Raw genomic sequence first — 26,307 nt, 5'->3', positions numbered from 1 at the left:
CGCCGGCACTTCGCCCTGCCAGGGTAACGGCGGCGGGGCCCGCCGGCCGGGCGGCGGGCGCTCGACCGTCCACACCGGACACCCGGCCCGCGGCGCACCGCGGGCCGGGTTGTGCCAGGGTGGAGGGGACCACCTCCGAAAGGGAACCGATGCACCGGCTCACCGTGCTCTACCCGCCGCCCGCCGACGAAGCCCACTTCCGGGAGTACTACGCCGGCACCCACCTGCCGCTGGCCGCGAAGCTGCCCGGCCTCCTGCACTCGGAGTACTCCTTCGACGTGGCCTCCCTGGCGGGGGAGCGGAAGTACTTCGCCGTGTTCCACGCCGACTTCGAGTCAGCGGAGACGATGGCGACCGCGCTGGGTTCCGAAGCGGGCAAGGCCGTGGCCGCCGATGTCCCCCACTACGCCACCGGCGGCGTGGAGATGATCCACTACCCGCTCAGCGGCGGCCGCTGATCGTGCTCGCGCCGGCGTAGCGCGCCTCCGAACCGAGCTCCTCCTCGATGCGGATGAGCTGGTTGTACTTGGCGGTGCGGTCGGCGCGCGACAGCGAGCCGGTCTTGATCTGGCCGCAATTGGTGGCGACGGCGAGGTCGGCGATCGTGGTGTCCTCGGTTTCGCCGGAGCGGTGGGACATGACCACGGAGTAGCCCGCCTTGTGCGCGGTTTCCACCGTGGTCAGCGTCTCGGTGAGGGTGCCGATCTGGTTGACCTTGACCAGGATCGAGTTCCCGATGCCGCGCTCGATGCCGTCGTTCAGCAGGTTCACGTTGGTGCAGAAGACGTCGTCGCCGACGAGCTGCACGCGGTCGCCGATGGTGTCGGTGAGCTGCTTCCAGCCGTCGTAGTCGTCTTGGGCGAGGCCGTCTTCGATCGAGACGATGGGGTAGCGGGCGGTCAGGTCGGCGAGGTAGGCGACGTGCTCCTCGACGCTGCGCTTGCGGCCCTCGCCGGTGTAGTCGTAGACCTCGCCGGTGTAGAACTCCGACGCGGCCGGGTCGAGCAGCAGGGCGATGTCCTCGCCGGGGGTGTAGCCGGACTGTTCGATCGCGCGCAGCACGAACTCGAGCGCCTCGTCGGCGGAGCTGAGGTTGGGCGCGAACCCGCCTTCGTCGCCGACGTTGGTGCTGTGCCCGGCGTCGTGCAGTGACTTGCGCAGCGTGTGGAACACCTCGGAGCCCATCCGCACGGCCTCGGCGAACGTCGGCGCGCCGATCGGGCCGATCATGAACTCCTGGAAGTCGATCGGGTTGTCCGCGTGCGCGCCGCCGTTGATGATGTTCATCATCGGCATCGGCAGCAGGTGGGCGAACACGCCGCCGGCGTACCGGTAGAGCGGCAGGGAACTGGCGGCCGCGGCCGCCTTGACCACGGCGAGCGAAACACCCAGCGTGGCGTTCGCGCCGAGGCGTGCCTTGTTCGCGGTGCCGTCCAGCGCGATCAGCGCCCGGTCGACCTCGGCCTGCGCTTCGGCGTCCAGGCCCACGACCGCTTCGGCGATCTCGGTGTTGACGGCGTCGACGGCCTTGCGCACGCCTTTGCCGTGGAAGCGCGCCTTGTCCCCGTCACGCAGCTCGACCGCTTCCCGGGTCCCGGTGGAGGCGCCCGAGGGTACCGCGGCCCGCCCGAGCGACCCGTCCGCCAGCTCGACGTCGACCTCGACGGTCGGGTTGCCGCGGCTGTCCAGAACTTCGCGGCCCTTGACCCGGACGATGGCAGTCATTGCGCTCCTCGGTGAGTTCGCCTAACGGGGGCGGCGCCACGGTGAGCCGCGAGACAGGGGCGAGGCTAGCAGAAATCTCTGAATCGATCCCGAACTTTCCGCGGCGACCGGTCGGCCGATTCGGCAGCCCCCGGCGTTCGGATTAGAGTCGGGTCTGCCAGCAATGCTCAGCAGAGGAGTTCGCATGCAAGGAGTAGACCCCGCGGTGCCGCCCAGTGGCCCGGGCTGCGCGGACTGCGACGCCGCGGACCCGCAGGGCTGGTGGTTCCACCTCCGCCGGTGCGCGGAATGCGGCCGCATCGGCTGCTGCGACTCCTCACCGGGCCAGCACGCGAGCGCCCACGCGGCGGCCTCGGGCCACCGGATCGTCCGTAGCTTCGAGCCGGGCGAGGAGTGGTTCTGGGACTACGAGGAAGAGACGATGTACGAGTCCGGCCCCACGCTGGCGGCCCCGGAACACCACCCCTTGACCCAGTCGGCCCCGGGCCCGGCCGAGCGGCTGCCGGAGGACTGGCCCCAGCACCTGCACCGCTGAGGGGGATGGCCCGCGGAGTGCGCCGCGGGCTCGACGGGCGGGTCTCGGCCGGGCTGCCGCGCGGCCGAACCCGGAACCGCTCGAGACCCGGCGCCCCGCGGCTCAGGCGCCCTGGTGGTCCGCCATGTACCGCGCGTACCAGGCCGGCCATTGCTCGTCGTACTCCCCGGTCTCCTTCTCGTGCTCGCCGTGCGCCGCGGCGGCTTCGCGCAGGGCGCGCTCGAGGTCCTCGGCGGAGCCGTACGCCACGCCGTCGACCCGGCCCGGGAAGCGGTCGGTGATCTCCTGCAGCAGCCACGTGTTGCCGTCGGGGTCGCTGAACGAGGCGAACGACGAGTACGTGCCGCGGTCGGGGTGGATGCCCGGGGCGAAGGCGCCGGAGGCGTCGCGGTGGAAGACCTCGCTGACCGCGACCCCGTGCCCGGCGAGCTCGGCGCGGGCGGCTTCGACGTCGGTGACCACCAGGTAGGTGTTGCGCACGCCGCCGGGGGTGGCATCGGTGATGCCGGTGCCGAAGTGCACCGACGTGCTCGATCCCGGCGGGGTCAGCTGAACGATCCGGGAAGCGCCGAAGTCGATGTCGGCGTCTTCGCGCCAGCCGAGGCTCTGGTAGAACTGCTTGGTCCGGTCGACGTCGGTGACGGGCAGGACCACGACTTCAAGCTTCATGTCCATGAGCGGAACTCCTTCGGGGGTGACGGCCGGTTCGCCGCGGCTCCCCAGTGTCGTCCCGCGCGGGTCCGTTCGCCCCCGGTACCTCAGCCCCCGCGGGGGTTGTCGGCGTAGTTCACCGTGATGTTCTTGAAGCCGAGCGACTGCAGCAGGCCCGTCAGCATCGCCTTCGTGTTCCGCTCCGCGTCGGCGATCAGCGTGCTCTTCGCGGCCGCGGCCTGGATCTGCTTCTGGGCGAGCTCGTAGAGCGCCTGCTGCGAGTTCGGGTTGCCGCTGAGGAACTCGTTGACGCGGGTGAACAGGCCCTGCTGCTGCGCGTAGACGTGCGACTCGTGCACGTCCAGCGTCGCCGGCTCCAGCTGGGCGTGCGCCAGGGTGACCGTGGCGGACAGGCGGTCGTCGGAGACCTGGACCGCGTCGCCCTTCAGCCCGGAGAAGTCCACGTAGGCGTTGTCCGTGCCGACGCCGATGAACATCGTGTCGCTGCCCACGAGGAAACTGGGCAGCACCGAGCTGGTCGTGATGTCGACGACCACCTGGAACGACCCGCTGGCGGCTTCGTAGCGCGAGAGCTCGACGATCGACTGCAGCAGCACCGGACCGGAGTGCTCTTCGGTCTGCGTCGCGAACGGATTGCGCAATTGGGGTAACAGGTGAACGGCCGATCCGACGAGCGCCGCGACGGCGAGAACCACGATAGCGACGGCGATTCCGACGAGCCGCTTGCCCCATGCACCCATGCCGGAGGATTACCCAAGCGAGCGCTTGACGAACCGGTTCCGGGGGTACGTTGTGGTCGTGCGCAAGTTGTGGCTGTGGGTTCTGGCGATCGCCCTCGTCATCGTGCTCCTCGGCTTGATCTTCGGGGGCTACCGGAAGGGCACGAAGCTCGGTGAGCCCGCCGGACCGGTGGTGGTGCAGGTACGTTGAGGCGATGACCGAGGGGGTCTCGAACGAGGTCGGCACCGCGTACGGGCCCGTTGTGCAGGCGCGGGACATCCACGGTGACGTCCACGTCCACCCGTTCCCGCCGGCGTCGCCCTTGGTCGAGCGGCCTATCTCCGGGTGGTCCGCGCGGGAGCTCGGCGTGCACGAAGCCATCACGCTGGATCCCGCGGCCTCCGCCGAACCGCCGTGTTACGTCGTCCGGCCGCACGATGACGAGATTCGCGGGCTGCTGCGGGATGCGGCCGGGTCGAGTTCGATGGTCGTGCTCGTCGGAGGTTCGGCGGCCGGGAAGACGCGCGCCGCCTACGAAGCCGTGCGGGCCGTGGCGCAGCTGGGGGAGTGGCCCGTCGTGCGGCCGAGCGGGCCGCGGCAGCTGGTGGAACTGCTGGCTCGCGGTCTTCCGCCGCGGCGGGTGGTGTGGCTGCCCGATCTGCAGCGGCGGTTCTTCGACCTGCCGCACGGGCCCGCGGTCGCGGAAGGGCTCGCTGACGTCCTGGGCGGGCCGGGGCCGGTGCTGGTGGTCGGCGACGTCTGGACCGCGCACTGGGCTGCTTTGTCCACTGTGGACTCACCGGCGGTGCGGGCGTTGCTCGATCTGCCGCAGGTGCGGATGGTGCGGATCGCCGACAGCTTCGCCGGCGCGCAAGCGGAACTGACCCGGTGCGCCGGTCTCGACCCGCGGCTGGCGCTGGCCGTGCGCACCGCCGGGGCGGCGGTCACCCAGGTGCTTTCCGGCGGACCGCAGCTGCTCCGCCACTACGTCGACGGCCTGCACGGCCCGCGGACGCACGCGGTCGTCACCGTGGCGATGGACGCGCGGCGGCTGGGTCACGAGAGCGCGATCAGCGCCGACGTCCTGCGCGTGGCCGCGGCGGACTACCTCGACGAGCGGGATCGCGTCGTCACCGGCGACTGGTTCGCCGACGCGCTGGCGGGCGCGACCCGGCAGCACCACGGCATCGCCGCCCTGACCCCGACGCGGAGCGCCCCGGGGCTGGGACCGCCGGACGGCTACGTCCTGCACGACTTCCTGGACCACCACGCCCGCGACGCCCGGGAGGGTGAGCGGCCGCCGGCCGGTCTGTGGAACGCGCTGGCCGAGCACGTCACCGCGGCCGACGACCGCTCGCGGCTGGCCACCGCGGCCCTGCAGCGGGGGTTGTACCGGCTGGCCGCGCGGTACGCCGTGCCCGCGGCCGAGGCCGGGGACGTGCCCGCGATGCGCCTGCTCGCCTTCCTCCTGGAGTTGCGCGGTGCCACGGCGGAGGCGCACGCGTGGACGCAGCGCACCGGCGATCTGGACCGCCCCCCGCTGCCTCTCGACCTGCTGCTGAACAGCGGCGGCGAACCTGCGGTCGAGCCGGATCCGCACGACGCCGTGTGGCAGCTGTTCCGGCTGCGCGAGGACGAGGGCCGCGACGACGAAGCCCTCGCCCTGCTGCGGCGGCTCGCCGAGACCCAGCCGCTCGCGGTGTCCATGCTGTCGGTCCGGCTGCGTCGCCGCGGCCTCGACCACGAAGCCGAAACGCTCCTTCGCGCCCACGCGGAGGCCGGCGATCCCGCGGCGATGTGGTACCTCGGGGAAATGCTCCGGGAAAGAAAAGAGATCGACGAGGCGGCCGGCTGGTTCCGGCGCAGTGCCGAACTCAGCCTGCTCGCGGTGCCGTTGCTGGCGGACGCACTGGCTGACCTGGGCCGGCTCGAAGAGGCCGAGGAGCCGTTGCTGATCCAGACGAGCAAGGGTCACCGGCTGGCGGCCAAGCACCTGGCAGCCTTGTCGGAGCGCCTCGGCCGCCCCGCGGAGGCCGAGGCGCGCTTGCGCGTGAAACTCGAAGAGGGCGGGGGCCAGGGGATGGTCCGGCCGGCCGAGCCGCACTGGATGAAACTGCTGACCGACCTCCTGGACCGGGCCGGCCGCACGGACGAGGCGGAGCAGCTGCGCCGGTACGGGATCGAACCCGGCGGCACCACAGCGGCCCCGTGGGAACTTCCGGTGCGTCCCTAGCCCGCGGCCGGCTCGTGCTCCGGGCAGTCGGTGCGCAGGGCGGTCCGGGGGAGCGGGGTCCGCAGCAGGTGGCAGTGGTGGGGTACCGCGGGGTCGGGGTGCTCGTCCCGGCCGAAGAACCGGCACGTCGTGCACGTCCGCATCGCGGCCAGCACGCCGGAGCGCTGCAGGCCGCCGATGACGTCGAGCACCGTCTGCAGGGTGGCGGCGCGCTCCGCCACCGGGACGCCGGCCAGCGCCGTCGTCAGCGGATCGTCCCAAGTGGACAGTTCGCGGGCGATCGCGTCGCCCGCCTCGGTCAGTGACAGCACCCGGCGGCGGCCGTCGCTGGTGGGGGCGCGGCTGACCAGCCCTTTGCGCTCCAGCGCGGCGATCGCGTCGACCATGGTCGGGGTGGTGACGTCGGACTCCTTGGCCAGCGCCGCCACCTCGCGCCGGCCTTGCGGCTGCCGGGCCAGCGCGAGGACCGCCTGCTGCTGCAGCGGCGACAACCCGTGCCCGCGCGCGGTCCGCTGGGCCAGCGAACGCAGGCCGTTGCCCAGCCGTTCGAGGGCGTCGGCCAGCCTGCGGTCGAGGTCGGCGGTGCCGTCGAGACCCGTCATGCGGTTCCCCTTCGGGTAGGAGTCCTAGCGGTATCGTACCCGCGGCCCGGCCGGCACCTGCCGTGCAGGTCAGCCGTTTCCGGCGGCGCCGAGGGGGTCGCTCCGAGTGCGTTTGGTGAACGGCGGGAGGCGCGAAAACGGCCGGTGACCCTCCGAATTCCTCGCCCAATTTCGTTACGGTCCAATCGGGTGATCTGCTCCCTGTCCTGTTTCCCAGGCCGTGGGAACACTGCGAATTATGTGAAATAAAGACGGTAGCGGGGTGCACGATACGGTGCACGTGCGTCCGGCCGTGCTGGTTGACTCACCGGTAATTGACGCCGGGAAGATCGAGAATCGCGTTTCCGCAGTTGACGGGCCTGCGCGACCACCCCGATCCCGGGCCGCAAAAGTACCGCGAGATCCGTTGTTTGACCCCTTGTGGGGCCGGGTAACAGGCTTCAGCGGCCCCGGAACGGCTGACTGAACCAGCTGGCGGGGTGGTACGGCGATTCGCCGCTGCCCGCCGTTGTTCGACGTGTCCGCAAGTGCCGGAAACCGTCGGGTAAATGGCTGCTCAACTCGTGGAATGCCGTCGTTGTGGTTGCTACGTTGGGTAGCTCCGAACCGGCCCGATCGCAGGTTGGGATCCCACGATTGGCGGTACTGACGATCACCGGCAAACAGGCAGCGTATTAATTCCAGCGGTTCCGCGAGATGCGCTGGCGGGGATTGCGCGGGACGGCTGTGGTCTTGGTCATTCATTGTGGGCGAGCTTTTCTTGTGATATCGGAGGGTCGGGTCATGCAATCCGTGCGAGACGGTCGAAACGCCTCGGACAGACGACGGGTGACGGCGCAACAGCTGCACGCGGTGCTGGGGCGCGCCGCTCGACGGCACCGGGTGCCGGGGGCGCAGCTCGCGGTGCTGCGGGACGGCGAGCGGGTGGTGGTCCAGACCGGTGTCGAGGACCAGGACCGGGGCACGCCGATGACCGAAGACTCCGCGGTGCCGACCGGCTCGGTCACCAAGGTGGCCACGGCCACGGTGGTGATGGCCCTCGTGGCGGACGACGACCTCGAGCTGGATCAGCCCGTCGCCGACGTCCTCGGCGTGGCCGGCCTGTCCGGCGCGCTCACCCCGCGCCGGCTGCTCAGCCACACCAGCGGGCTCCCGTCCGACCCCGCCGACCCCACCGCGGGCTGCCTGAGAGAGGTGCGCGAGGCGGTCCCCGTCTGCCCGCCGGGCAGCGCCTTCTCCTACTCGAACCTCGGATACGCGCTGGTCGGGGCCGTGATCGAAGCCGTGACCGGGATGACCTGGCGGGAGGCCGTCGAGGCGATCGTGCTGCGGCCGTCGAAGATCGAGCCGGTCTACGCCGGGAGCGCGCGCGGCGTCTCCGGCCACGGGCGGGCCGCCGGTCCGGCCGGGGCGCGGCCGGTCGAGCAGGTGCTGCCGCCGATGCTGGAGCCCGCCGGGGCGCTGGCGCTCAGCGCGCGTGACCTGGTCGAACTCGGCCGGATCCACCTGGGCAAGCCGGGGCTGCTCGACGTCGTGACCGCGGCCGACATGCACCGGCTCGTCCCGGAGGCCGACCCGTTCGGGCTCGCCGACGGCTGGGGCCTGGGCATCGCCCACTTCGGCACGGGCGACGACGTCTGGCTGGGCCACGACGGCACCGCCGACGGCACGTCCTGCCACCTGCGCATCGACCAGGCGGGCGCGTGCGTGGTCGCCTTCACCGCGAACGGCGCGGCCGGCACGGACATGTGGCACGAGGTCGCCGGCGACCTGCGTGAGCTGGGCTTCGACCTGCCCGAACAGCGCTTCGGCAAGCCCGGCGCGCGACCCGTCCCGGTCCCGGACGGCGACTTCGGCACCTACCGCAACGGTGCCATCGACTACACCGTCCGCGCCGACGGCGCGGGTGCCGCGCTCGTCGTCGACGGCGAGGTCTATCCCGGCCTCGTCCTGCACGACGACGGCAGCTTCACCGTCCGCGACCCCGCGACCGGCCGCGCCACCCCGTGCGGCCGCTTCCGCGGCGCGCCCGGCGCTTCGACCGCGGTCGAAATCGGTGGCCGCCTCGCGCGGCGCTGCTGACCGGAACTCCCCCTCCCCGGGCCCGCCGTGCCGGCGGGCTCCTCAGCCTGCGCCCGGAAGGTACGACCGACGATGACCGTGCAAGACACCCCGGCGAGAACCGGGGTCCTGACCGAGCTGTTCGCCGCCCGGGTCCGCGAAACTCCCGGCGCCGTCGCGGTGGACGGTGCCGATCGGCTCACCTACGCCGAGCTGGCCGAGCGCGCCGAGCGGCTCGCCGCCCACCTGCTCCGGCTGGGACTGTCCCCGGAGGACCGGGTCGGGTTGCTGCTGCGGCGCTCGGCCGAGCTCGTCGTCGCCGAGCTGGCGGTTGTCCTGGCCGGTGGCGCCTACGTGCCGCTCGACCTGCGGGCCCCCGACGACCGGCTCCGGCTGGTGCTCGCCACGGCCGGGGTTTCGGTGCTGGTGACCGACGAACCCGAGCGCGCCGCCCGCGTCCACGGTGGACCCGTGGTCGTCGCCGGGCAGGAACTCCCGGAGCGGGACCGCGAACTGCCCGATGTGGACGGTGACCGGCTGGCCTACCTCATGCACACCTCGGGCTCGACCGGCGCGCCGAAGGGCGTGGCGGTCCGGCACCGGGACGTGGCGGCGCTCGCCGCGGACCGCCGGTTCGCCGGCGACGCGCACCGCCGGGTGCTGCTGCACTCGCCGGCCGCGTTCGACGCGACGACGTACGAGCTGTGGGTACCGCTGCTGAGCGGCGGCACGGTGGTCGTCGCCCCGCCCGGCGAACTGGACGTGGAGACCCTGCGCGGCCTCATCGAGCGGCACGCCGTCACGGCGCTCTGGCTGACGGCCGGGCTCTTCCGGGTCGTGGCGCAGGAAGCGCCGGACTGCTTCCGCGGCGTGCGGGAGGTCTGGACCGGCGGGGACGTCGTCCCGGCCGCGGCCGTGCGGCGGGTGCTGGGCGCCTGCCCCGGCCTCACCGTCATCGACGGGTACGGTCCCACCGAAACCACGACTTTCGCCACCAGCCACCGGATGCCGTCGGCGGACGGGGTGCCCGACGCGGTCCCGATCGGCCGCCCGCTCGACGACGTCGGCGTGCGGGTGCTGGACGCCGCGCTGAACCCGGTCCCGCCCGGCGAACCCGGTGAGCTGCACCTGGCCGGGGCCGGGCTGGCCCGCGGGTACTGGGCGCGGCCCGGTGCGACCGCGGACCGGTTCGTGGCCGACCCGGCCGGGGCGCCCGGCGAGCGGATGTACCGCACCGGCGACCTGGTGCGCCACAACGCCGAGGGCGAGCTCGAGTTCCTCGGCCGCGCCGACGACCAGGTCAAGGTCCGCGGCTTCCGCGTCGAACTCGGCGAGATCGAGACCGTGCTCGCCGCCGCGCCCGGTGTCGCCGAGGCCGTCGTCGTGGCCCGGGAGGACCGGCCCGGCGCCAAGCGGCTGGTCGGCTACGTCGTCGCGGCTCCCGGCGCCGTGCTCGGCGACCTGGGGGACGTCGTCGCCGCGGCCCTGCCGGACTACATGGTGCCGTCGGTCTTTGTCGTCCTCGACGCGCTTCCGTTGAGCGGCAACGGGAAGGTCGACCGCCGGGCGCTGCCCGCGCCGCCCGCGGACCCGGGCGAGCGCGGCGCCGAACCGCGGACCGAGGCCGAACGCGAGGTGGCCCGCGTGCTGGCCGGCGTGCTGGGCGTACCCGGCCTCGGCGCCGACGACGACTTCTTCGCCATCGGTGGCGACTCGATCCTCGCCGTGCAGGCGTTGTCGCGGTTGCGCCGCACGTTCGGCGTAAGGCTTTCAGCCCGGGCGGTGTTCGACGCGCCGAGCGTCGCCGGGCTGGCCCGGCTGATCGAAGACGCGCCGCGCGCCGACGAGGCGGCGATCCCGGTCACCCCGCCCGCCGAGGTGCTCCCGCTGTCCCCGGCCCAGCGGCGCCTGTGGTTCCTCGACGAGCTCGTCGGCAGCAGCGCCGAGTACAACACCGCCGTCGGGCTCACGCTGTCCGGCCCGCTCGACGTCGACGCCCTGCGCGGGGCACTCGCCGCGTTGTGCGCCCGCCACGAGTCGCTGCGCACGACATTCGACGCGGTCGACGGCGAAGGCGTCCAGCGGATCGCCCCGGTCGGCGAGATCCCGTTGCGCCTGGCCGGAACCCCGGCGGACGACGACGTCCTCGCGGCCGAGCTGGGCACCCCGTTCGACCTGCGCACCGGGCCGCTGACCCGGGCCGTGCTCTACCCGCAGGGACCGGGCGAGCACCTGCTCGTGCTGTGCCAGCACCACATCGTGACCGACGGCCGGTCGATCGGCATCCTGACCGGCGAACTGCTCGACCTGTACGCCGGAGCCACCCTACCGCCGCTCCCGCTGGGCTACGGCGACTACACGCGCTGGCAACAGCAGTCCGAAGTGGACAGCCAGGCCACGTACTGGCGCGAACGGCTCGACGGCCTCGAGCCGCTCGGTGTGCCGACCGACCGCCCACGCCCCGCGCAGCGCGACACCGCGGGCGCCGTCCACCACCACGACCTGCCCGCCGGTCTCGTGCACCGCCTCACCGAAGCCGGCCGTCCGCTCGGGGCGACGCCGTTCATGACGCTGACCGCGGCCGTGCAGCTGCTCCTGGCGGCCTACGGCGGGCAGCGCGACATCGCCGTCGGCACCGCCGTGGCCGGGCGAGACCGGCCCGAACTCGAAGCGCTGACCGGGTTCTTCGTCAACACCCTCGTGCTGCGGTCCGCTGTGGACGGTGACCGGCCGTTCACGGACTTCCTCGCCGCGTTCCGGGAGACCGTGCTGGAGGCGTTCGCGCACGGCGACGTCCCCTTCGACCGCGTGGTCGAGGAGGTCCAGCCCGACCGCGACCCGTCCCGGACGCCGCTGGTGCAGGCCGTGGTCGTGCTGCAGACGCCGCTGGTCCGACCGCGCGAGGTGGCCGGGCTGCGGGTGCGCGAGCACGACCTGCCGCGCCCGTCCGCCCGGTTCGACCTGGTGATCGAGTTCTGGCCGCGCGAGGACGGCCTGCGGGTCACCGTGGAGTACGCCACCGCGCTCTTCGACGCGGCCACGATCGCCCGGCTGACCGCGAGCCTCGAAGTGCTCCTCGAAGGCATCGCCGCCGACCCCGCCCGCGCGATCGGCGCGCTCCCGCTGCTCACCGCGGACGACCGCCGGTTCCTGCTCCCGGCCGCGGTGGACGACCCGCCGGGGGACACCGTCACGGACGTCTTCGACCGCGTCGCGGCGAGCCGGCCCGAGGCACCCGCCGTGCGCTGCGGCGACATCCGCTGGGACTACGGCGAACTGCGTGCCCGGGCCGACCGGCTCGCCGGGCGCCTGGCCGGGCTCGGCGTCCGCCCCGAGGACCGCGTCGGCGTGCTGATGGACCGCTCGGCCGACCTCGTCGTCGCCCTGCTGGCGATCCTCAAGGCCGGCGGCGCCTACCTCCCGCTGGACCTGCGCGCCCCGGAAGACCGGCTGCGGCTGCTGCTCGACGGGACCGATCTCCTGCTCACCGACGAGCGGTGGCACGGCACCGCGACGACCGTCCACGACGGACAGACGCTGACCGTGTCCGATGTGGACGAGCCGGCGACCGCTCCCGACGTCGCGATCGATCCCGAGAACCTGGCCTACGTCGAGTACACCTCCGGGTCGACCGGCCTGCCCAAGGGGGTCGCGGTCCGGCACGCCGACGTCGTGGCGCTGGCCGCCGACCCGCGGTTCGCCGGTGGCGCCCACGAGCGCGTGCTGGTGCACTCGCCGCTGGCGTTCGACGCGTCCACCTACGAACTCTGGGTGCCGCTGCTGACCGGCGGCACCGTCGTCGTCGCCCCGCCGGGTGACCTCGACGCCGACGTCGTCCGGACGCTCACCGCGGCCCACGGCGTCACCGCGATGTGGCTCACGGCGGGGCTGTTCCGCCTGTTCGCCGAGGACGCCCCGGACTGCTTCATCGGGCTGCGGGAGGTCTGGACCGGCGGGGACGTCGTCCCGCCCGACGCCGTGCGCCGCGTCCTGGCCGCCTGCCCCGGCCTGGCCGTCGTCGACGGGTACGGCCCGACCGAGACCACGACGTTCGCGACGTCCTTCCGGATGACCGGCGCGGTGCCCGAAACCGTGCCGATCGGTACTCCGCTGGACGGCATGCGCGGGTACCTGCTGGACGAGCACCTGCGCCCGGTGCCGCGCGGCGCGCTCGGCGAGCTCTGCATCGCCGGGCCCGGCCTCGCCCGCGGGTACGCCGGCCGGCCCGGCGCGACCGCCGACCGGTTCGTCGCCTGCCCGTTCGGGATCCCCGGCGAGCGGATGTACCGCACCGGCGACCGCGCCCGGTGGCGCGCCGACGGGACCCTCGAATTCGCCGGCCGCGCCGACGACCAGGTCAAGATCCGCGGCTTCCGGGTCGAACCGGCCGAGGTGGAACGCGCGCTGGCCGCCGAACCCGCGGTGGCGCAGGCCGTCGTCGCGGTGCGGGTCACCGGCGGCCGCAAGCGGCTGGTCGGTTACGTCGTGCCGGCCGGGGAGACCACAGTGGACACCGAGGCGCTGCGCGGCGCGCTGGGACGCACGCTGCCGGACTACCTGGTGCCCTCGGCCATCGTCGTGCTGACCGCATTGCCCTTGAGCGCCAACGGCAAGGTCGACCGGCGCGCGCTGCCGGAACCGGCGTTCGAGGCCGGTGGCCGCGCGCCCCGCACCGAGCGGGAGGCCGTGCTCGCCGGGATCTGGGCGGAGGTGCTCGGCGTCGACCGCGTCGGCGTCGACGACAACTTCTTCGCACTCGGCGGCGACTCGATCCTCAGCATCCAGGTCAGTGCCCGCGCCCGGCGGGCCGGGCTCGCGGTGACCACCGCCGACCTGTTCCGGCACCAGACGATCGCGGCACTGGCCGCGGTGGTCACCGAGGCCGGGGCGGCCCCGGTGCGCGGGCCGGTGTCCGGCGCCGTCGTCCCGACCCCGATCCAGCGCTGGTTCTTCGAGACCGCGCGGGTGCCGGAGCGGTTCGACCAGGCGATCGCGGTCGAGCTGACCGAGGACGTCGACGTGGCGGCGCTCACCGCGGCGATGGCCGCGCTGGCGGAGCACCACGACGCCCTGCGGACCCGGTTCACCCGGGACGGCGGCACGTGGCGGCTGCACAACGACGCCGCCGGCGAGGGGCGTTCGCTGCTGCGCTGGTCGCTGTCGGGCCGTGTGCTGCACCTGGCCGCCCACCACCTCGTCGTCGACGGGGTCTCGTGGCGGATCCTCCTGGAGGACCTCGAAACCGCTTACCGCGGCGAGGACCTCGGGCCGCGCACCACCTCGGTCCAGGAGTGGGCCGCCCGGCTGGCCGCGCACGCCGACGCCGGGGGCTTCGACGACGAACTGGACCACTGGCGGGCCTTGCCCGCCGTCACCCCGCTGCCGGTCGACGGCACCGGGCCCAACAGCGTCGCCCAGGAGCGCGCGGTCACCGTCCGGCTGTCGGCCGAGGAGACGCGGGCCTTGCTGCGGCAGGTCCCGGACGTCTACCGCACACAGGTCAACGACGTCCTGCTGGCCGCGCTGGGCCGGGTCCTGCGGGACTGGACCGGCGAGGTGCCGGTGATCGACCTCGAAGGCCACGGCCGCGAAGAGCTGTTCGACGGCGTCGATCTTTCGCGGACGGTCGGCTGGTTCACCAGCATGTTCCCGGTCGCCCTCGACGTCCCCGAGGACTGGGGCGAGGCGCTGAAGTCGGTGAAGGAGCAGCTGCGCGCGGTTCCCCGGCGGGGGATCGGCTACGGCGCGCTGCGGTACCTCACCGCCACCGCCCCGGCCGTCGACCCGCAGGTGAGCTTCAACTACCTCGGCCGGTTCGACCTCCCCGACGACTTCTACGCGGGTCCGCCCGGCGACGTGTCTCTGGACGCCGACCTCGCCGACCGCCGCCCGCACCTGCTCGACGTGGTCGGCCAGGCCGACGGCGACACCCTCGGGTTCACCTGGCACTACGCGGAAAACGTGCACGACGAGGCCACCGTCGCGCGGCTCGCCGAGAGCTTCCTCGACGCCTTGCGCGCGATCATCCGGCACTGCGCCGAGCCGGGCGCGGGCGGCCGCACGCCGTCGGACTTCCCGCTCGCCGGGCTCGACCAGGCCGGGGTGGACGCGCTGGGCGACGGCGTCGAGGACGCCTACCCGCTGACCCCGATGCAGGCCGGGATGGTCTTCCACGGCCTGGCCCGCCGCGGCGACCGCAACTACTTCGAACAGATCTCCTTCACCCTCGACGACGTGTCCGACCCACGGCGGCTCGGCGAGGCCTGGCAGCGGGTCGTCGACCGGACGCCGGTGCTGCGCAGCCGGATCGTCTGGGAGGGCGTACCGCAGCCGCTGCAGATCGTCCAGCGGAGCGCGGAAGTCCCGGTGTCCTACCCGGACTGGTCCACAGTGGACGCCGACGCGGAGCTGCGGCGGCTGCTGGCCGGCGACCTCGCCGACGGGCTCGACCTGACGCGGGCGCCGCTCATGCGGCTGGTCATCGCGAAGGACTCGGCCACCTCGGTGCGGGTCGTGTGGACCTTCCACCACGTGCTGCTCGACGGCTGGAGCGTCTTCGGCGTCCTGTCCGACGTCCTCGCCGTGCTGCGCGGTGCGGAGCCGCCCGCGCGGCGGCCGTTCCGCGACTACGCCGCCTGGCTCGCCGCGCAGGACGACGAGCGCGCCGAAGCGCACTGGCGCGCCGAACTCGCCGGCGTGGCGCCGACGCCCCTGCCGGGCGGCCGGACCGCCACCCGCGCGCACACGGCCAGCTCCACCGGCCGTGTCCCGGTCGAGCTCGACGACGAGGCTTCGGCCGCGGTCCAGGCGTTCGCGCGGCGGCACCACCTGACGGTCAACACCGTCGTGCAGGGTGCCTGGGCGGCGCTGCTGGCCCGCTACAGCGGCGAGGCCGAGGTGTGCTTCGGCGCCACGGTGTCCGGCCGCCCGGCCGAACTGCCCGGCGCGGACGACATCCCCGGCCTGTTCATCAACACGCTGCCGGTGCGGGTGCGCCTCGACCGCGACCGCGGGGTCGCGGACTGGCTGCGCGAGCTGCAGGCGAACCAGGCCGAGGCGCGCCGGTTCGGCCACCTCGGGCTGACCCGGCTGCAGGCCCTCGGCGAAAGCTCCGGGCAGAGCCTCTTCGACAGCATCGTCGTCTTCGAGAACTACCCCGCCGCCGAGGTACCCGGGCTGCGGGACGTGCGGGCGGCCGAGCGCACCAACTACCCGCTCGGCGTCGTCGCCTACCCGGGCCGCCGGCTGTCGCTGGTGCTGAACCACGACCCGGACCTGATCGGCCCCGCGCTCGCCGGGCGGCTGGCGCACCACCTCGCCGCGCTGGTCCGCGGGTTCGCCGCCGCCCCGTACGAGCCGGTGACCCGGATCCCGATGCTGTCGGCCGCCGAGACCCGGGAGCTGCTGAAAGACCGCAACGCGACGGCGTGCCCGATCCCGGAAGACACGCTGCCCGAGCTGTTCGCCGCCGCCGTCCGGCGGGACCCCGGCGCGGTCGCGCTGGTCACCGACGACGAGTCCGTCACCTACGCCGAGCTGGACGCGCGGTCGAACCGCCTGGCCCACCGGCTGCTCGAGCTCGGCGTCCGGCCGGAAGACCGGGTCGCGGTGCTGATGGACCGCTCGCCCGCCCTCGTCGCCGCGGAGCTGGCGATCGTGAAGGCCGGCGGCGCCTACCTCCCGCTGGACCTGCGGGCCCCGGCCGAGCGGATGCGGCTGCTGCTGCGCGAGGCCGGTGCGGACGTCCTGGTGGCCGACGAGAAGTGGCTGGCCACGGCCGAAGACGTCCACAGTGGAGTGATCGTCACCGGCTCCGGCGACGCCCCGGCGACCCCGCCGGCCGTCCCGACCCACCGCGACCAGCTCGCGTACGTCATCTACACCTCGGGCTCGACCGGGACGCCGAAGGGCGTGGCCGCGCGCCACCGCGACGTCGCCGCGCTGGCGGCCGACCGGCGCTTCGCCGCGCACGACCGCGTGCTGCTGCACTCCCAGCAGGCGTTCGACGCCGCCACCTACGAGCTGTGGGTGCCGCTGCTCAACGGCGGCACTGTCGTGCTCGCCCCGCCCGGCGACCTCGACGTGCACACGCTCGGCCGGGTGCTCACGACCCACGGCGTGACCGGCGCGTTCCTCACCACCGGCCTGTTCCGGCTGGTCGCCCAGGAGGCGCCGGAGGTCTTCGCCGGCGTCCGCGAGGTGTGGACCGGCGGGGACGCCGTGCCCGCGGTCGCCCTGCGCCGCGTCCAGGCGGCCTGCCCGGACACGCTCGTCGCCGACGTCTACGGGCCCACCGAGACCACGACGTTCGCGACCGTGCACCCGCTGCCCGGCGAGGTCCCGGACGTCGTGCCGATCGGCGCGCCGCTGGACAACACGCGCGTCTACGTCCTCGACGGCGAGCTCCGGCTCGTCCCGCCGGGTGCGCCCGGCGAGCTGCACATCGCCGGCGCCGGGCTGGCCCGTGGCTACCTCGGGCGCCCCGGCCTGAGCGCCGAGCGGTTCGTCGCGGACCCGTTCGGGCCGCCGGGGGAGCGGATGTACCGGACCGGCGACCTCGTGCGCTGGGACGACGAGGGCGCGCTCGAGTTCGTCGGCCGCGTCGACGAGCAGGTCAAGGTGCGCGGCTTCCGCGTCGAGCCGAGCGAGATCGAAGCCGCGCTGGGCGAGCACCCGGCCGTCGTGCAGGCCGCGGTGCTGGCCCGCGCGGACGGCGGCGTCAAGCGGCTGGTCGCCTACGTCGTCGGCGAGACCGAGGGCCTGGGCGAGTTCCTCGGCCGGACGCTGCCGGACTACATGGTCCCCGCCGCGTTCGTCCGCCTCGACCGCTTCCCGGTGAACGTCAACGGCAAGCTCGACCGCCAGGCCCTGCCCGCGCCGGACTTCGGCGGCCACGACCACGTCGCGCCGCGCACCGACCGGGAACGGGAGCTGACCGCGATCTGGGCCGAGGTGCTCGGCGTCGAACGCGTCGGGGTCACCGACGACTTCTTCGAGCTGGGCGGCGACTCGATCCTGAGCATCCAGGTGGTGTCCCGCGCCCGGCGCGCCGGGCTGGAACTGCTGCCCGGCGACCTGTTCACCCACCGCACCCCGGCCGCGCTCGCGGTGGCCGCCCGCGCCGCGGAGGAGGTCGCCGACCGCGGCCCGGTCAGCGGCCCGGTCCCGCTCACCCCGATCCAGCGCTGGTTCTTCGCGACCCAGACCGCCGAGCCGGCGCACTTCCACCAGTTCGTCCGCCTCGGCCCGGACCAGGTCGACGTCGCCGCGGCCCGCCAGGCCGTCGAGGCGCTGCTGGAGCACCACGACGCCCTGCGGATGCGGTTCACCGGCGAGCAGCAGGAGAACGGCCCGGTCGGCGCCGAGACCCCGTTGGTGCGCCTCGACGTTTCCGCGAGCGAAGTCCGCCTCGCCGTGCACCACCTCGTCGTCGACGGCGTTTCGTGGCGCGTGCTCGCCGAGGACTTCGACCGCGGCTACGCCCAGGCGCTGACCGGCGAGCCGATCGACCTCGGGCCGCGCACGACGTCGTTCCGTGAGTGGGCCACCCGGCTCACCGAGCACGCGGCGGCCGGCGGGTTCGACGACGAACTCGGCCACTGGCGCGGCCTGACCGGGGAGACCTCGGTCCCGGTCGACGGCGCCGGGCCGAACACCGTCGCCTCGATGCGCTCGGTCACCGTCCGGCTCTCCGCCGCGGAGACCGGAGCACTGCTGCGCGAGGTGCCCGCGGCCTACCGCACGCAGGTCAACGACGTCCTGCTGACCGCGCTCGGCCGGGTGCTGCGCGACTGGACCGGCGGGGTACCCGTCGTCGACCTGGAAGGCCACGGCCGCGAGGACGTCTTCGACGGCGTCGACCTGTCGCGGACGGTCGGCTGGTTCACCAGCGTCTTCCCCGTCGCGCTGGACGTCCCCGACGACTGGGGCACCGCGCTCAAGTCGGTGAAGGAGCAGCTTCGCGCGGTGCCGCGCCGCGGCGTCGGCTACGGCGCCCTGCGGTACCTGAGCGGGACGGTCCCGGCGATCGACCCGCAGGTCAGCTTCAACTACCTCGGTCAGTTCGGCTCCGGCCGGCTGGAGTCCGACGAGAGCCCGCGCTCGGCACGGGCGCACCTGCTCGACGTCGTCGGCCGCGTCGAAAACGGCGAGCTGGAACTGACCTGGTACTACGCCGAAGGCGTGCACCGGGAGTCCACTGTGGAGCGGCTCGCGGCCGGGATGGCCTCGGCGCTGGGCGAAATCGTCCGGCACTGCGCGCAGCCGGACGCGGGCGGCCGGACGCCGTCCGACTTCCCCTTGCTGCGGCTCGATCAGTCCACTGTGGATGAACTGGTCGGGGACGGGCGCGCGGTCGAGGACCTCTACCCGCTCACCCCGATGCAGGGCGGCATGGTCTTCCACGCCCTCGCCCAGCGCGAGGAGCGCGTCTACTTCCAGCAGGTCGCGTTCGTCCTCGAAGGCGTCACCGATCCCGGCGCGCTCGCCCGGGCGTGGCAGCGGGTCGTCGACCGGACGCCGGTACTGCGCACGCGGATCGTCTGGGAAGGCGTCCCGGAGCCGGTGCAGGTCGTGCAGCGGCAGGTCACCGTCCCCGTCACCCACCTCGACCGGCGGGGTGCCGAGCAGGACCAGGCCTGGCAGGACGTCGTCGCCGCCGACCGCGCCGAAGGCCTGGAGCTCACCGCGAGCCCGCTGCAGCGGCTGACCCTCGTGCGGCTCTCCGACACCGAAGTCCGCGTCCTGTGGACGTTCCACCACGTGCTGCTCGACGGCTGGAGCGTCTTCGGCGTGCTGTCGGACGTCTTCGCCGCCTACGCCGGTGGCGAGCTGCCCGAGCGGCCGCCGTTCCGCGACTACGTCGGCTGGCTCGCCCGCCAGGACGACGCCGAGGCGGAACGGTACTGGCGCGGTGAACTCGGCGACCTCGCCGCGCCCGCCCGGCTGCCGTTCGACCGGGCGCCGGCCCACGCCCACGCGACCCGCTCGTCGCAGTGGCTGCGCGTGCCGGTGGAAAGCTCGGCCCGGCTGCAGGACGCCGCCCGCCGCGCGGGCCTGACGATGAACACCGTCCTGCAGGGCGCGTGGGCGCTGCTGCTGTCCCGGCTGAGCGGCGAACGCGACGTCTGCTTCGGCACCACCGTGTCCGGCCGCCCGGTCGACCTGGCCGGCGCCGACGAGATCACCGGCATCTTCATCAACACCCTGCCGGTGCGGGTCACCGCGGACCGCGCGCCGGTCGCGGACTGGCTCGCCGCGCTGCAGGCCCGGCAGGTCGAGGCCCGCCGGTTCGGGCACCTGCCGCTGACGAAGCTGCAGGCGTGGAGCGGGACCACGGGGAGCCTCTTCGACAGCCTCGTCGTCTTCGAGAACTACCCGGTCGACGCGGCCGCGGGCGCGGCACAGGGGCTGCGGCTGCGCGACGTCGACGCCGCCGAGGCGACCAACTACCCGCTGAGCGTCGTCGCCTCGCCGGGGGAGCGGATCACCCTCGACGTCGGCTACGACCCGGACCTCTTCGACACCGCGACGGCCGAGCGGATCGCCCGGCAGCTCACCGGCGTCCTCGACGCCTTCGCCGAGGACCTGCGCCGCCCGCTCGACGGCATCGACCTGCTGACCGCGGCGGATCGCCACCAGGTGCTCGTCGCCTGGAACGACACCGCCCACCCGGTGCCGGACGGCACGCTGGCCGAGCTGTTCGCCGCGCAGGTGGCCCGGACCCCGGACGCCGTCGCGCTCGCCGGCGACGACGTCGAGATCAGCTACGCGGAGCTGGCCGAGCGCGCCGGTCGGCTGGCCCGGCGCCTGGCGTCCCTCGGCGCCGGGCCCGAGACGGTCGTCGGCGTGCTGCTGGACCGCTCGCCGGACCTGGTCGTCGCCGAACTCGCCACCGTCCTGGCCGGGGCGGCGTACCTGCCGCTCGACACCCGGGCGCCGGCCCCGCGGCTGAAGACGCTGCTGACCGGCGTGCCGATCCTCGTCACCGACGAGAACCGCTCGGCGGCCGCCACCGAAGTCCACAGTGGACACCTGGTGGTGCCCGGCGGTCCGCGCGCGGAAGCCTCGCCGCGGCAGGCCGTTCCGGAGAACCTCGCCTACGTCATGTACACCTCGGGCTCGACGGGCAGGCCGAAGGGCGTGGCCGTGCGCCAGCGGGACGTCGTGGCGCTGGCCTTCGACCGGCGGTTCGCCGCGCACGAGCGGGTGCTGCTGCACGCGTCCCCGGCGTTCGACGCCTCGACGTACGAACTCTGGGTGCCGCTGCTGTCCGGCGGCACGGTCGTCGTCGCCCCGCCGGGCGACCTCGACGTCGAGACCTACCGGCGGATCATCGCCGAGCACCGCGTGCACGGCGCGTTCTTCACCGCGGGCCTGTTCCGGCTGCTGGCCCAGGAAGCCCCGGACACCTTCCGCGGGATGCGCGAAGTCTGGGCCGGGGGCGACGCCGTCCCCGCCGCCACGGTCCGCCGGGTGCGGGAAGCCTGCCCGGAGACCGCCGTCGTCGACGGCTACGGCCCGACCGAGACGACGACGTTCGCGACGTCGCACCCGATGCCGGGCGCGGTGCCCGAAGCCGTCCCGATCGGGAAGCCGTTGGACAACATGCGGGCCTACGTCCTCGACGCGGACCTGCGGCCGGTGCCGCCGGGCGCGCCCGGCGAGCTGCACCTGGCCGGCGCGGGCCTGGCTCGCGGGTACTTCGGCGATCCCGGCCTGACCGCCGACCGGTTCCGGCCCGACCCGTTCGGACCGCCGGGGGAGCGGATGTACCGGACCGGCGACCTCGTCCGCTGGAACGCCCGCGGCGAACTGGAGTACACCGGCCGCGCCGACGAGCAGGTCAAGGTCCGCGGGTTCCGGATCGAACCCGGCGAGATCGAGGCCGCGCTGGCCGCCCACCCGGGCGTCGGCCAGGCCGCCGTGCTGGCCCGGGAGGACCACGGGATCAAGCGGCTCGTCGCGTACTACACCGGGGAAGCGGACGACCTCGCCGCGTTCCTCGGCCGGACGCTGCCCGACTACATGGTGCCCGCCGCGTTCGTCCGGCTCGAGCGCTTCCCGTTGACCGTCAACGGGAAGCTCGACCGGCGGGCCCTGCCCGCACCGGAGTTCGGCGCGGCCGGCGCGCGCACCGCCCTCACCACCGAAGCCGAGCGGACGCTGGCCGCGATCTGGGCCGACGTCCTCGGCACCGGCGACCTCGGCGCCGACGCGAACTTCTTCGCACTCGGCGGCGACTCGATCCTCAGCATCCAGGTCGTGTCGCGGGCCCGCCGGGCCGGGCTGACCCTGCTGCCGCACGACGTCTTCCGGCACCCGACGCTGGCCGCGCTGGCCGCGCACTCCGGCGGTGAAGCCGGGCCGCGCGCCGAGCAGGGCCCGGTCACCGGCACGGCCCCGCTCACCCCGATCCAGCGCTGGTACTTCGCCACCCAGCCGGCCCGGTTCGACCAGCGCGTGGTACTGGAGTTCGCCGAAGACGTCGACGTGCCCGCGTTGCGCCGGGCCCTCGACGCGGTCTGGGCCCACCACGACGCCCTCCGCCTGCGGTTCGAGCAGACCCCACGCGGACGCGTCCAGCACGGCGAACCGGTCTGGCCGGCGCGCTTGCTCACCGACGACGTCGATTTCGACGCCGGGCACGGGCCGCTGCTGGCCGCGGTGCTCGACGGGCGGCGGGTGCTGCTGGCCGTGCACCACCTCGTCGTCGACGGCGTGTCGTGGCGGATCCTCCTGGAGGACCTCGAAACCGCCTACCGCGGCGGCGAACTCGGGCCGAAGACGACGTCGTACCTCGACTGGGCCCGGCGGCTGGCCGGGCACGCCGCGGCCGGCGGGTTCGACGACGAGCTGGACCACTGGCAGGCGCTCCCGCCGGTGCCGCCGCTGCCCATCGACGGCGACGGGCCGGCCACGATCGACGGGACCGCCGAGATGACCGTCCGGCTCACCGGCGACGAGACGCGCGCGCTGCTGCGGGACGTTCCCGACGTCTACCACACGCAGGTCAACGACGTCCTGCTGGCCGCGCTGGGCCGCGTGCTGCACGACTGGACCGGCCACGCGCCGGTGATCGACCTCGAAGGCCACGGCCGCGAAGAACTGTTCGACGACGTCGATCTTTCGCGGACGGTCGGCTGGTTCACCACGATGTTCCCGATCGCCCTCGACGTCCCCGAAGACTGGGGCGAGGCGCTCAAGGCGGTGAAGGAGCAGCTGCGCGCGGTGCCGCGGCGGGGGATCGGCTACGGCGCTCTGCGGTACCTGACCGGCACCGCCCCGGACATCGATCCCCTGGTGAGCTTCAACTACCTCGGCCGCTTCGACGACACCACGGAAGGCTCGTTCCGGACCGGCGCGCTCGACGCCGACGTCGATCCCGACGCGCCCCGGACCCACGCGCTCGACGTGGTCGGCCGGGTCACCGGCGGGACGCTGGAGCTGACCTGGTCGCACGCCACCGGCCTGCACCACCGCGAGACGGTCGAGGCGCTGGCCGACCGGATGCTGGCCGCGTTGCGGGAGATCATCGCCCACTGCGCCGAGCCGGCCGCCGGCGGCCGCACGCCGTCGGACTTCCCGCTCGCCGCGCTCGACCAGGCAGGAGTGGACGAGCTGGCCGGCGACGGCCGGGCGGTCGAGGACGTCTACCCGCTCACCCCGATGCAGGGCGGGATGGTCTTCCACGGCCTTTCCCAGACCGAGCAAGGCATGTACGTCGAGCAGGCGACGTTCGTGCTCGATGGCGTCACCGACCCGGACCGGCTCGCCGAGGCGTGGCAGCGGGTCGTCGACCGCACCCCGGTCCTGCGCACGGCCTTCGTCTGGGCCGGCGTCGAGGAGCCGCTGCAGATCGTGCGGAACGGGGTGCGGCTGCCGGTCCGCCGGCTCGACTGGACCGGCCTCGACGCGGCCGCGGAACTGCCGCGGCTGCTCGCCGAGGACCGCGCGCGGGGGCTCGACCTCGCCGTCGCGCCACTGATGCGGGTCACGCTCGCCCGGGTGTCGGCGACGGAAGTCCAGGTGCTGTGGACGTTCCACCACGTGCTGCTCGACGGCTGGAGCGTCTTCCAGGTGCTTTCGGACGTCTGCACCGCCTACGCCGGGCAGCCGCTGCCGACCCGGCCGCCGTTCCGGGACTACCTGGCCTGGCTGGCCGGGCACGACCAGGCGGAAGCCGAACGCTTCTGGCGCGCGGCGCTCGCCGGGGTCGAAGGCCCCACGCCGATCCCGGGCGACCGGGCGTCGGGGAGTGTTCCCTGCTCCTCCGAGTGGCTGCCGGTGCACCTGGCCGAAGCCGAGACCGCGCGGCTCGACGCGTTCGTCAAACGGCACGGCCTCACCCACAACGTCGTGCTGCAGGGCGCGTGGGCACTGCTGCTGGCGGCCTACAGCGGGCACGACGACGTCGTGTTCGGCGCGACCGCGTCCGGCCGCCCGGCCGAGATCGCGGGAGTGGACAAGATCACCGGCATCTTCATCAACACGCTGCCGGTCCGGGTCGCCGTCGACCGCGGTGCCGCGGTGGCCGGGTGGCTGGCCGCCCTGCAGGCCGCGCAGGCCGAGGCCCGCCGCCACGGCCACCTCCCGCTGGCCAAGGTCCAGGCCTGGACCGGGCTGCCGGGCGGGGTGAACCTGTGCGAAAGCCTGGTGGTGTTCGAGAACTACCCGATCACCGCCGCCGAAGCCGGACACGGGCTGACCGTGCGCGACCTGTCGGCGCGGGAGACGACCAACTTCCCGCTCACCGTCGTCGCTTCGCCGGGCCGCGAGCTGGCGGTCGACTTCGGGTACGACCCGGCGCTGTTCGACGCCGCCACGGCCACCCGGCTCGCCGGGCACCTGCTGACGCTGCTGCGGGAGCTGACCGCCGACGGCGACCGCCCGGTCGGCGCGGTCCGGATGCTCTCCCCGGCCGAGGACCGGCTGCTGCGCGAGTGGACGACGACCGGCGCGGAGCCGCCGTCCCGCTCGCTGCCGGAGCTGTTTGCCGAGCAGGTCCGCACCCGGCCGGACGCGGTCGCGGCCGTCCTCGACGGCTTCGCGATCAGCTACGCCGAGCTGAACCGGCGCGCGAACCGGCTGGCCAACCGGCTGGTCGGGCTCGGGCTGCGGCCGGAGGAGCCGGTCGGCCTCGCCGTCGGGCGGGCCGGCGCGGTGGTCGCCGAGCTCGCGGTGGTCAAGGCGGGCGGGGCCTACCTCCCGCTCGACACGCGCGCGCCCCTGGACCGGCAGCGGCTGCTGCTGGACGGCGTCCGGTTCGTCGTCGCGGAGGACGAGTACCCGCACGCGAACACGATCCTGCTGTCGTCGGTGGACGACGAGCCGGACACCGACCCGGTGGTCGCCGTCGACCCGGAGCAGATCGCGTACGTCATGTACACCTCCGGCTCGACCGGTACGCCGAAGGGTGTCGCGGTGCGCCACCGCGACGTCGCCGCGCTGGCCGCGGACGAGCGGTTCCGCGGCGGCGCGCACGAGCGGGTCCTGCTGCACTCGCCGCTGGCGTTCGACGCGACGACGTACGAGCTGTGGGTGCCGCTGCTGACCGGCGGCACGGTCGTCGCCGCGCCCGGTGACGGCGTCGACGAAGTGGCGTTGCGGGCGCTGATCCGCGAGCACCGGCTGACCGCGATGTGGCTGACCGCGGGCCTGTTCCGCGTGCTGGCGCAGGAAACCCCGGACTGCTTCGCGGGGCTGCGCGAGATCTGGACGGGCGGCGACGTCGTGCCCGCCGCCGCGGTGCGCCGGGTCCTGGCCGCGTGCCCGGGGCTGCGGGTCGTCGACGGCTACGGCCCGACCGAGACGACGACGTTCGCCACCGCGCACCCGATGGCCGACGTGGTCCCGGACCGGATCCCGATCGGCAGCCCGCTCGGCGGGATGCGCGCGTACGTGCTGGACCGCTCGCTGTGCCCGGTGCCGCCGGGCGTCCCGGGGGAGCTGTACCTCGCGGGCGCGGGCCTGGCCCGCGGCTACCGCGGCCGGCCCGGGCTGACCGCCGACCGGTTCGTCGCCGACCCGGCCGGTCCGCCCGGGGAACGCATGTACCGCACGGGGGACGTCGTCCGCTGGACGGCGGTGGGCACGCTGGAGTTCCTCGGCCGCGCCGACGACCAGGTCAAGCTGCGCGGCTTCCGCGTCGAACCCGGCGAGGTCGAGGCGGTGCTGGCCCGGCACCCGGCGGTGACGCAGGCGGCGGTCGTCGTCCGCGAGGACCAGCCGGGCGTCAAGCAGCTCGTGGCGTACGTGGTTTCGGACGCCGAAGCTTCGGTGTTGCGCGAGTTCCTGACCGGCGTGCTGCCGGACTACCTGGTGCCCTCGGCGTTCGTCGCACTGGACCGCATCCCGGTGAGCGCCAACGGCAAGCTCGACCGGCGGGCACTGCCGGCACCGGCGGCCGCCGCGACCGGGCACGTCGAGCCGGCGACCGACACCGAACGCGCCCTCGCGGCGATCTGGGCCGAGGTTCTCGGCACGGCCCGCGTCGGCGCCGAAGACAGCTTCTTCGCCCTCGGCGGCGATTCGCTGAAGAGCCTGCACATCGCGGCCAAGGCGAGCGCACTGTTCGCGGTCCGGGTAACCCCGGCCGACGTGCTCACCGCACGCACGGTCACCGGGCTCGCCGGCACCGTCGAGGAACTCATCCTGGGCGAGCTCGAAAGCCTCGCCTCCGACCAGGAAGCGTGAGGACGTCCCCATGACCCGCGAGTACCCGCAGCCGCTCGTGAGTGAGAAACAGTGTTCTAACCCTG

General features: G+C 74.0%; 10 protein-coding genes. 6 read left to right on the top strand and 4 right to left on the bottom strand.

Features of this window, described 5'->3' with window-relative positions; translation table 11 throughout:
- Positions 1-149 precede the first annotated feature (149 nt).
- Positions 150-458: an EthD family reductase gene (locus ACLJQM_RS37755; RefSeq protein WP_247022783.1), complete on the top strand. Its 309-nt coding sequence runs from the start codon at positions 150-152 to the stop codon at positions 456-458.
- Here ACLJQM_RS37755 and eno read toward each other — a convergent pair.
- Positions 442-1,725: a phosphopyruvate hydratase gene (eno, locus tag ACLJQM_RS37750; protein WP_247022784.1), complete on the bottom strand. Its 1,284-nt coding sequence runs from the start codon at positions 1,723-1,725 to the stop codon at positions 442-444. The two genes, ACLJQM_RS37755 and eno, sit on opposite strands and share 17 nt — an antisense overlap.
- 184 nt (positions 1,726-1,909) lie before the next feature.
- On the opposite strand from eno, the gene ACLJQM_RS37745 reads away from it, so the two are divergent.
- Positions 1,910-2,260 (top strand): UBP-type zinc finger domain-containing protein, encoded by a 351-nt coding sequence (locus tag ACLJQM_RS37745; RefSeq protein WP_247022785.1) that lies wholly within the window; start codon positions 1,910-1,912, stop codon positions 2,258-2,260.
- A gap of 102 nt (positions 2,261-2,362) precedes the next feature.
- On the opposite strand, the gene ACLJQM_RS37740 is transcribed toward ACLJQM_RS37745, so the two are convergent.
- Together ACLJQM_RS37740 and ACLJQM_RS37735 are read right to left on the bottom strand one after the other, a co-directional pair.
- Complete coding sequence (locus ACLJQM_RS37740) at positions 2,363-2,935, bottom strand: VOC family protein (RefSeq protein ID WP_410635108.1); 573 nt, start codon at positions 2,933-2,935, stop codon at positions 2,363-2,365.
- 83 nt (positions 2,936-3,018) lie between these two features.
- Complete coding sequence (locus ACLJQM_RS37735; RefSeq protein WP_410635106.1) at positions 3,019-3,573, bottom strand: DUF4230 domain-containing protein; 555 nt, start codon at positions 3,571-3,573, stop codon at positions 3,019-3,021.
- Positions 3,574-3,730: 157 nt separating this feature from the next.
- On the opposite strand from ACLJQM_RS37735, the gene ACLJQM_RS37730 reads away from it, so the two are divergent.
- Positions 3,731-3,862: a hypothetical protein gene (locus ACLJQM_RS37730; protein ID WP_281506280.1), complete on the top strand. Its 132-nt coding sequence runs from the start codon at positions 3,731-3,733 to the stop codon at positions 3,860-3,862.
- A 4-nt stretch (positions 3,863-3,866) separates the two neighbouring features.
- Positions 3,867-5,885, top strand: a complete 2,019-nt coding sequence (locus ACLJQM_RS37725) for a hypothetical protein (protein WP_410635105.1) — start codon at positions 3,867-3,869, stop codon at positions 5,883-5,885.
- Here the strand turns inward: ACLJQM_RS37725 and ACLJQM_RS37720 are convergent.
- Positions 5,882-6,487: a MarR family winged helix-turn-helix transcriptional regulator gene (locus ACLJQM_RS37720; protein ID WP_410635103.1), complete on the bottom strand. Its 606-nt coding sequence runs from the start codon at positions 6,485-6,487 to the stop codon at positions 5,882-5,884. The two genes, ACLJQM_RS37725 and ACLJQM_RS37720, sit on opposite strands and share 4 nt — an antisense overlap.
- An 828-nt stretch (positions 6,488-7,315) precedes the next feature.
- Here ACLJQM_RS37720 and ACLJQM_RS37715 point away from each other — a divergent pair.
- Both ACLJQM_RS37715 and ACLJQM_RS37710 read left to right on the top strand, forming a co-directional pair.
- Positions 7,316-8,569 carry a serine hydrolase domain-containing protein gene (locus ACLJQM_RS37715; protein WP_410635102.1) on the top strand — a complete coding sequence of 418 codons (1,254 nt, stop codon included), beginning with the start codon at positions 7,316-7,318 and terminating at the stop codon, positions 8,567-8,569.
- Between the two features lie 72 nt (positions 8,570-8,641).
- Positions 8,642-26,242, top strand: a complete 17,601-nt coding sequence (locus ACLJQM_RS37710; protein WP_410635101.1) for a non-ribosomal peptide synthase/polyketide synthase — start codon at positions 8,642-8,644, stop codon at positions 26,240-26,242.
- The last annotated feature ends 65 nt before the right edge of the window (positions 26,243-26,307 follow it).

This window comes from Amycolatopsis sp. cmx-4-83, assembly GCF_046548815.1.
GTDB classification, from domain to species: domain Bacteria; phylum Actinomycetota; class Actinomycetes; order Mycobacteriales; family Pseudonocardiaceae; genus Amycolatopsis; species Amycolatopsis pretoriensis_A.
This window is presented reverse-complemented; position numbering and strand designations above follow the sequence as displayed.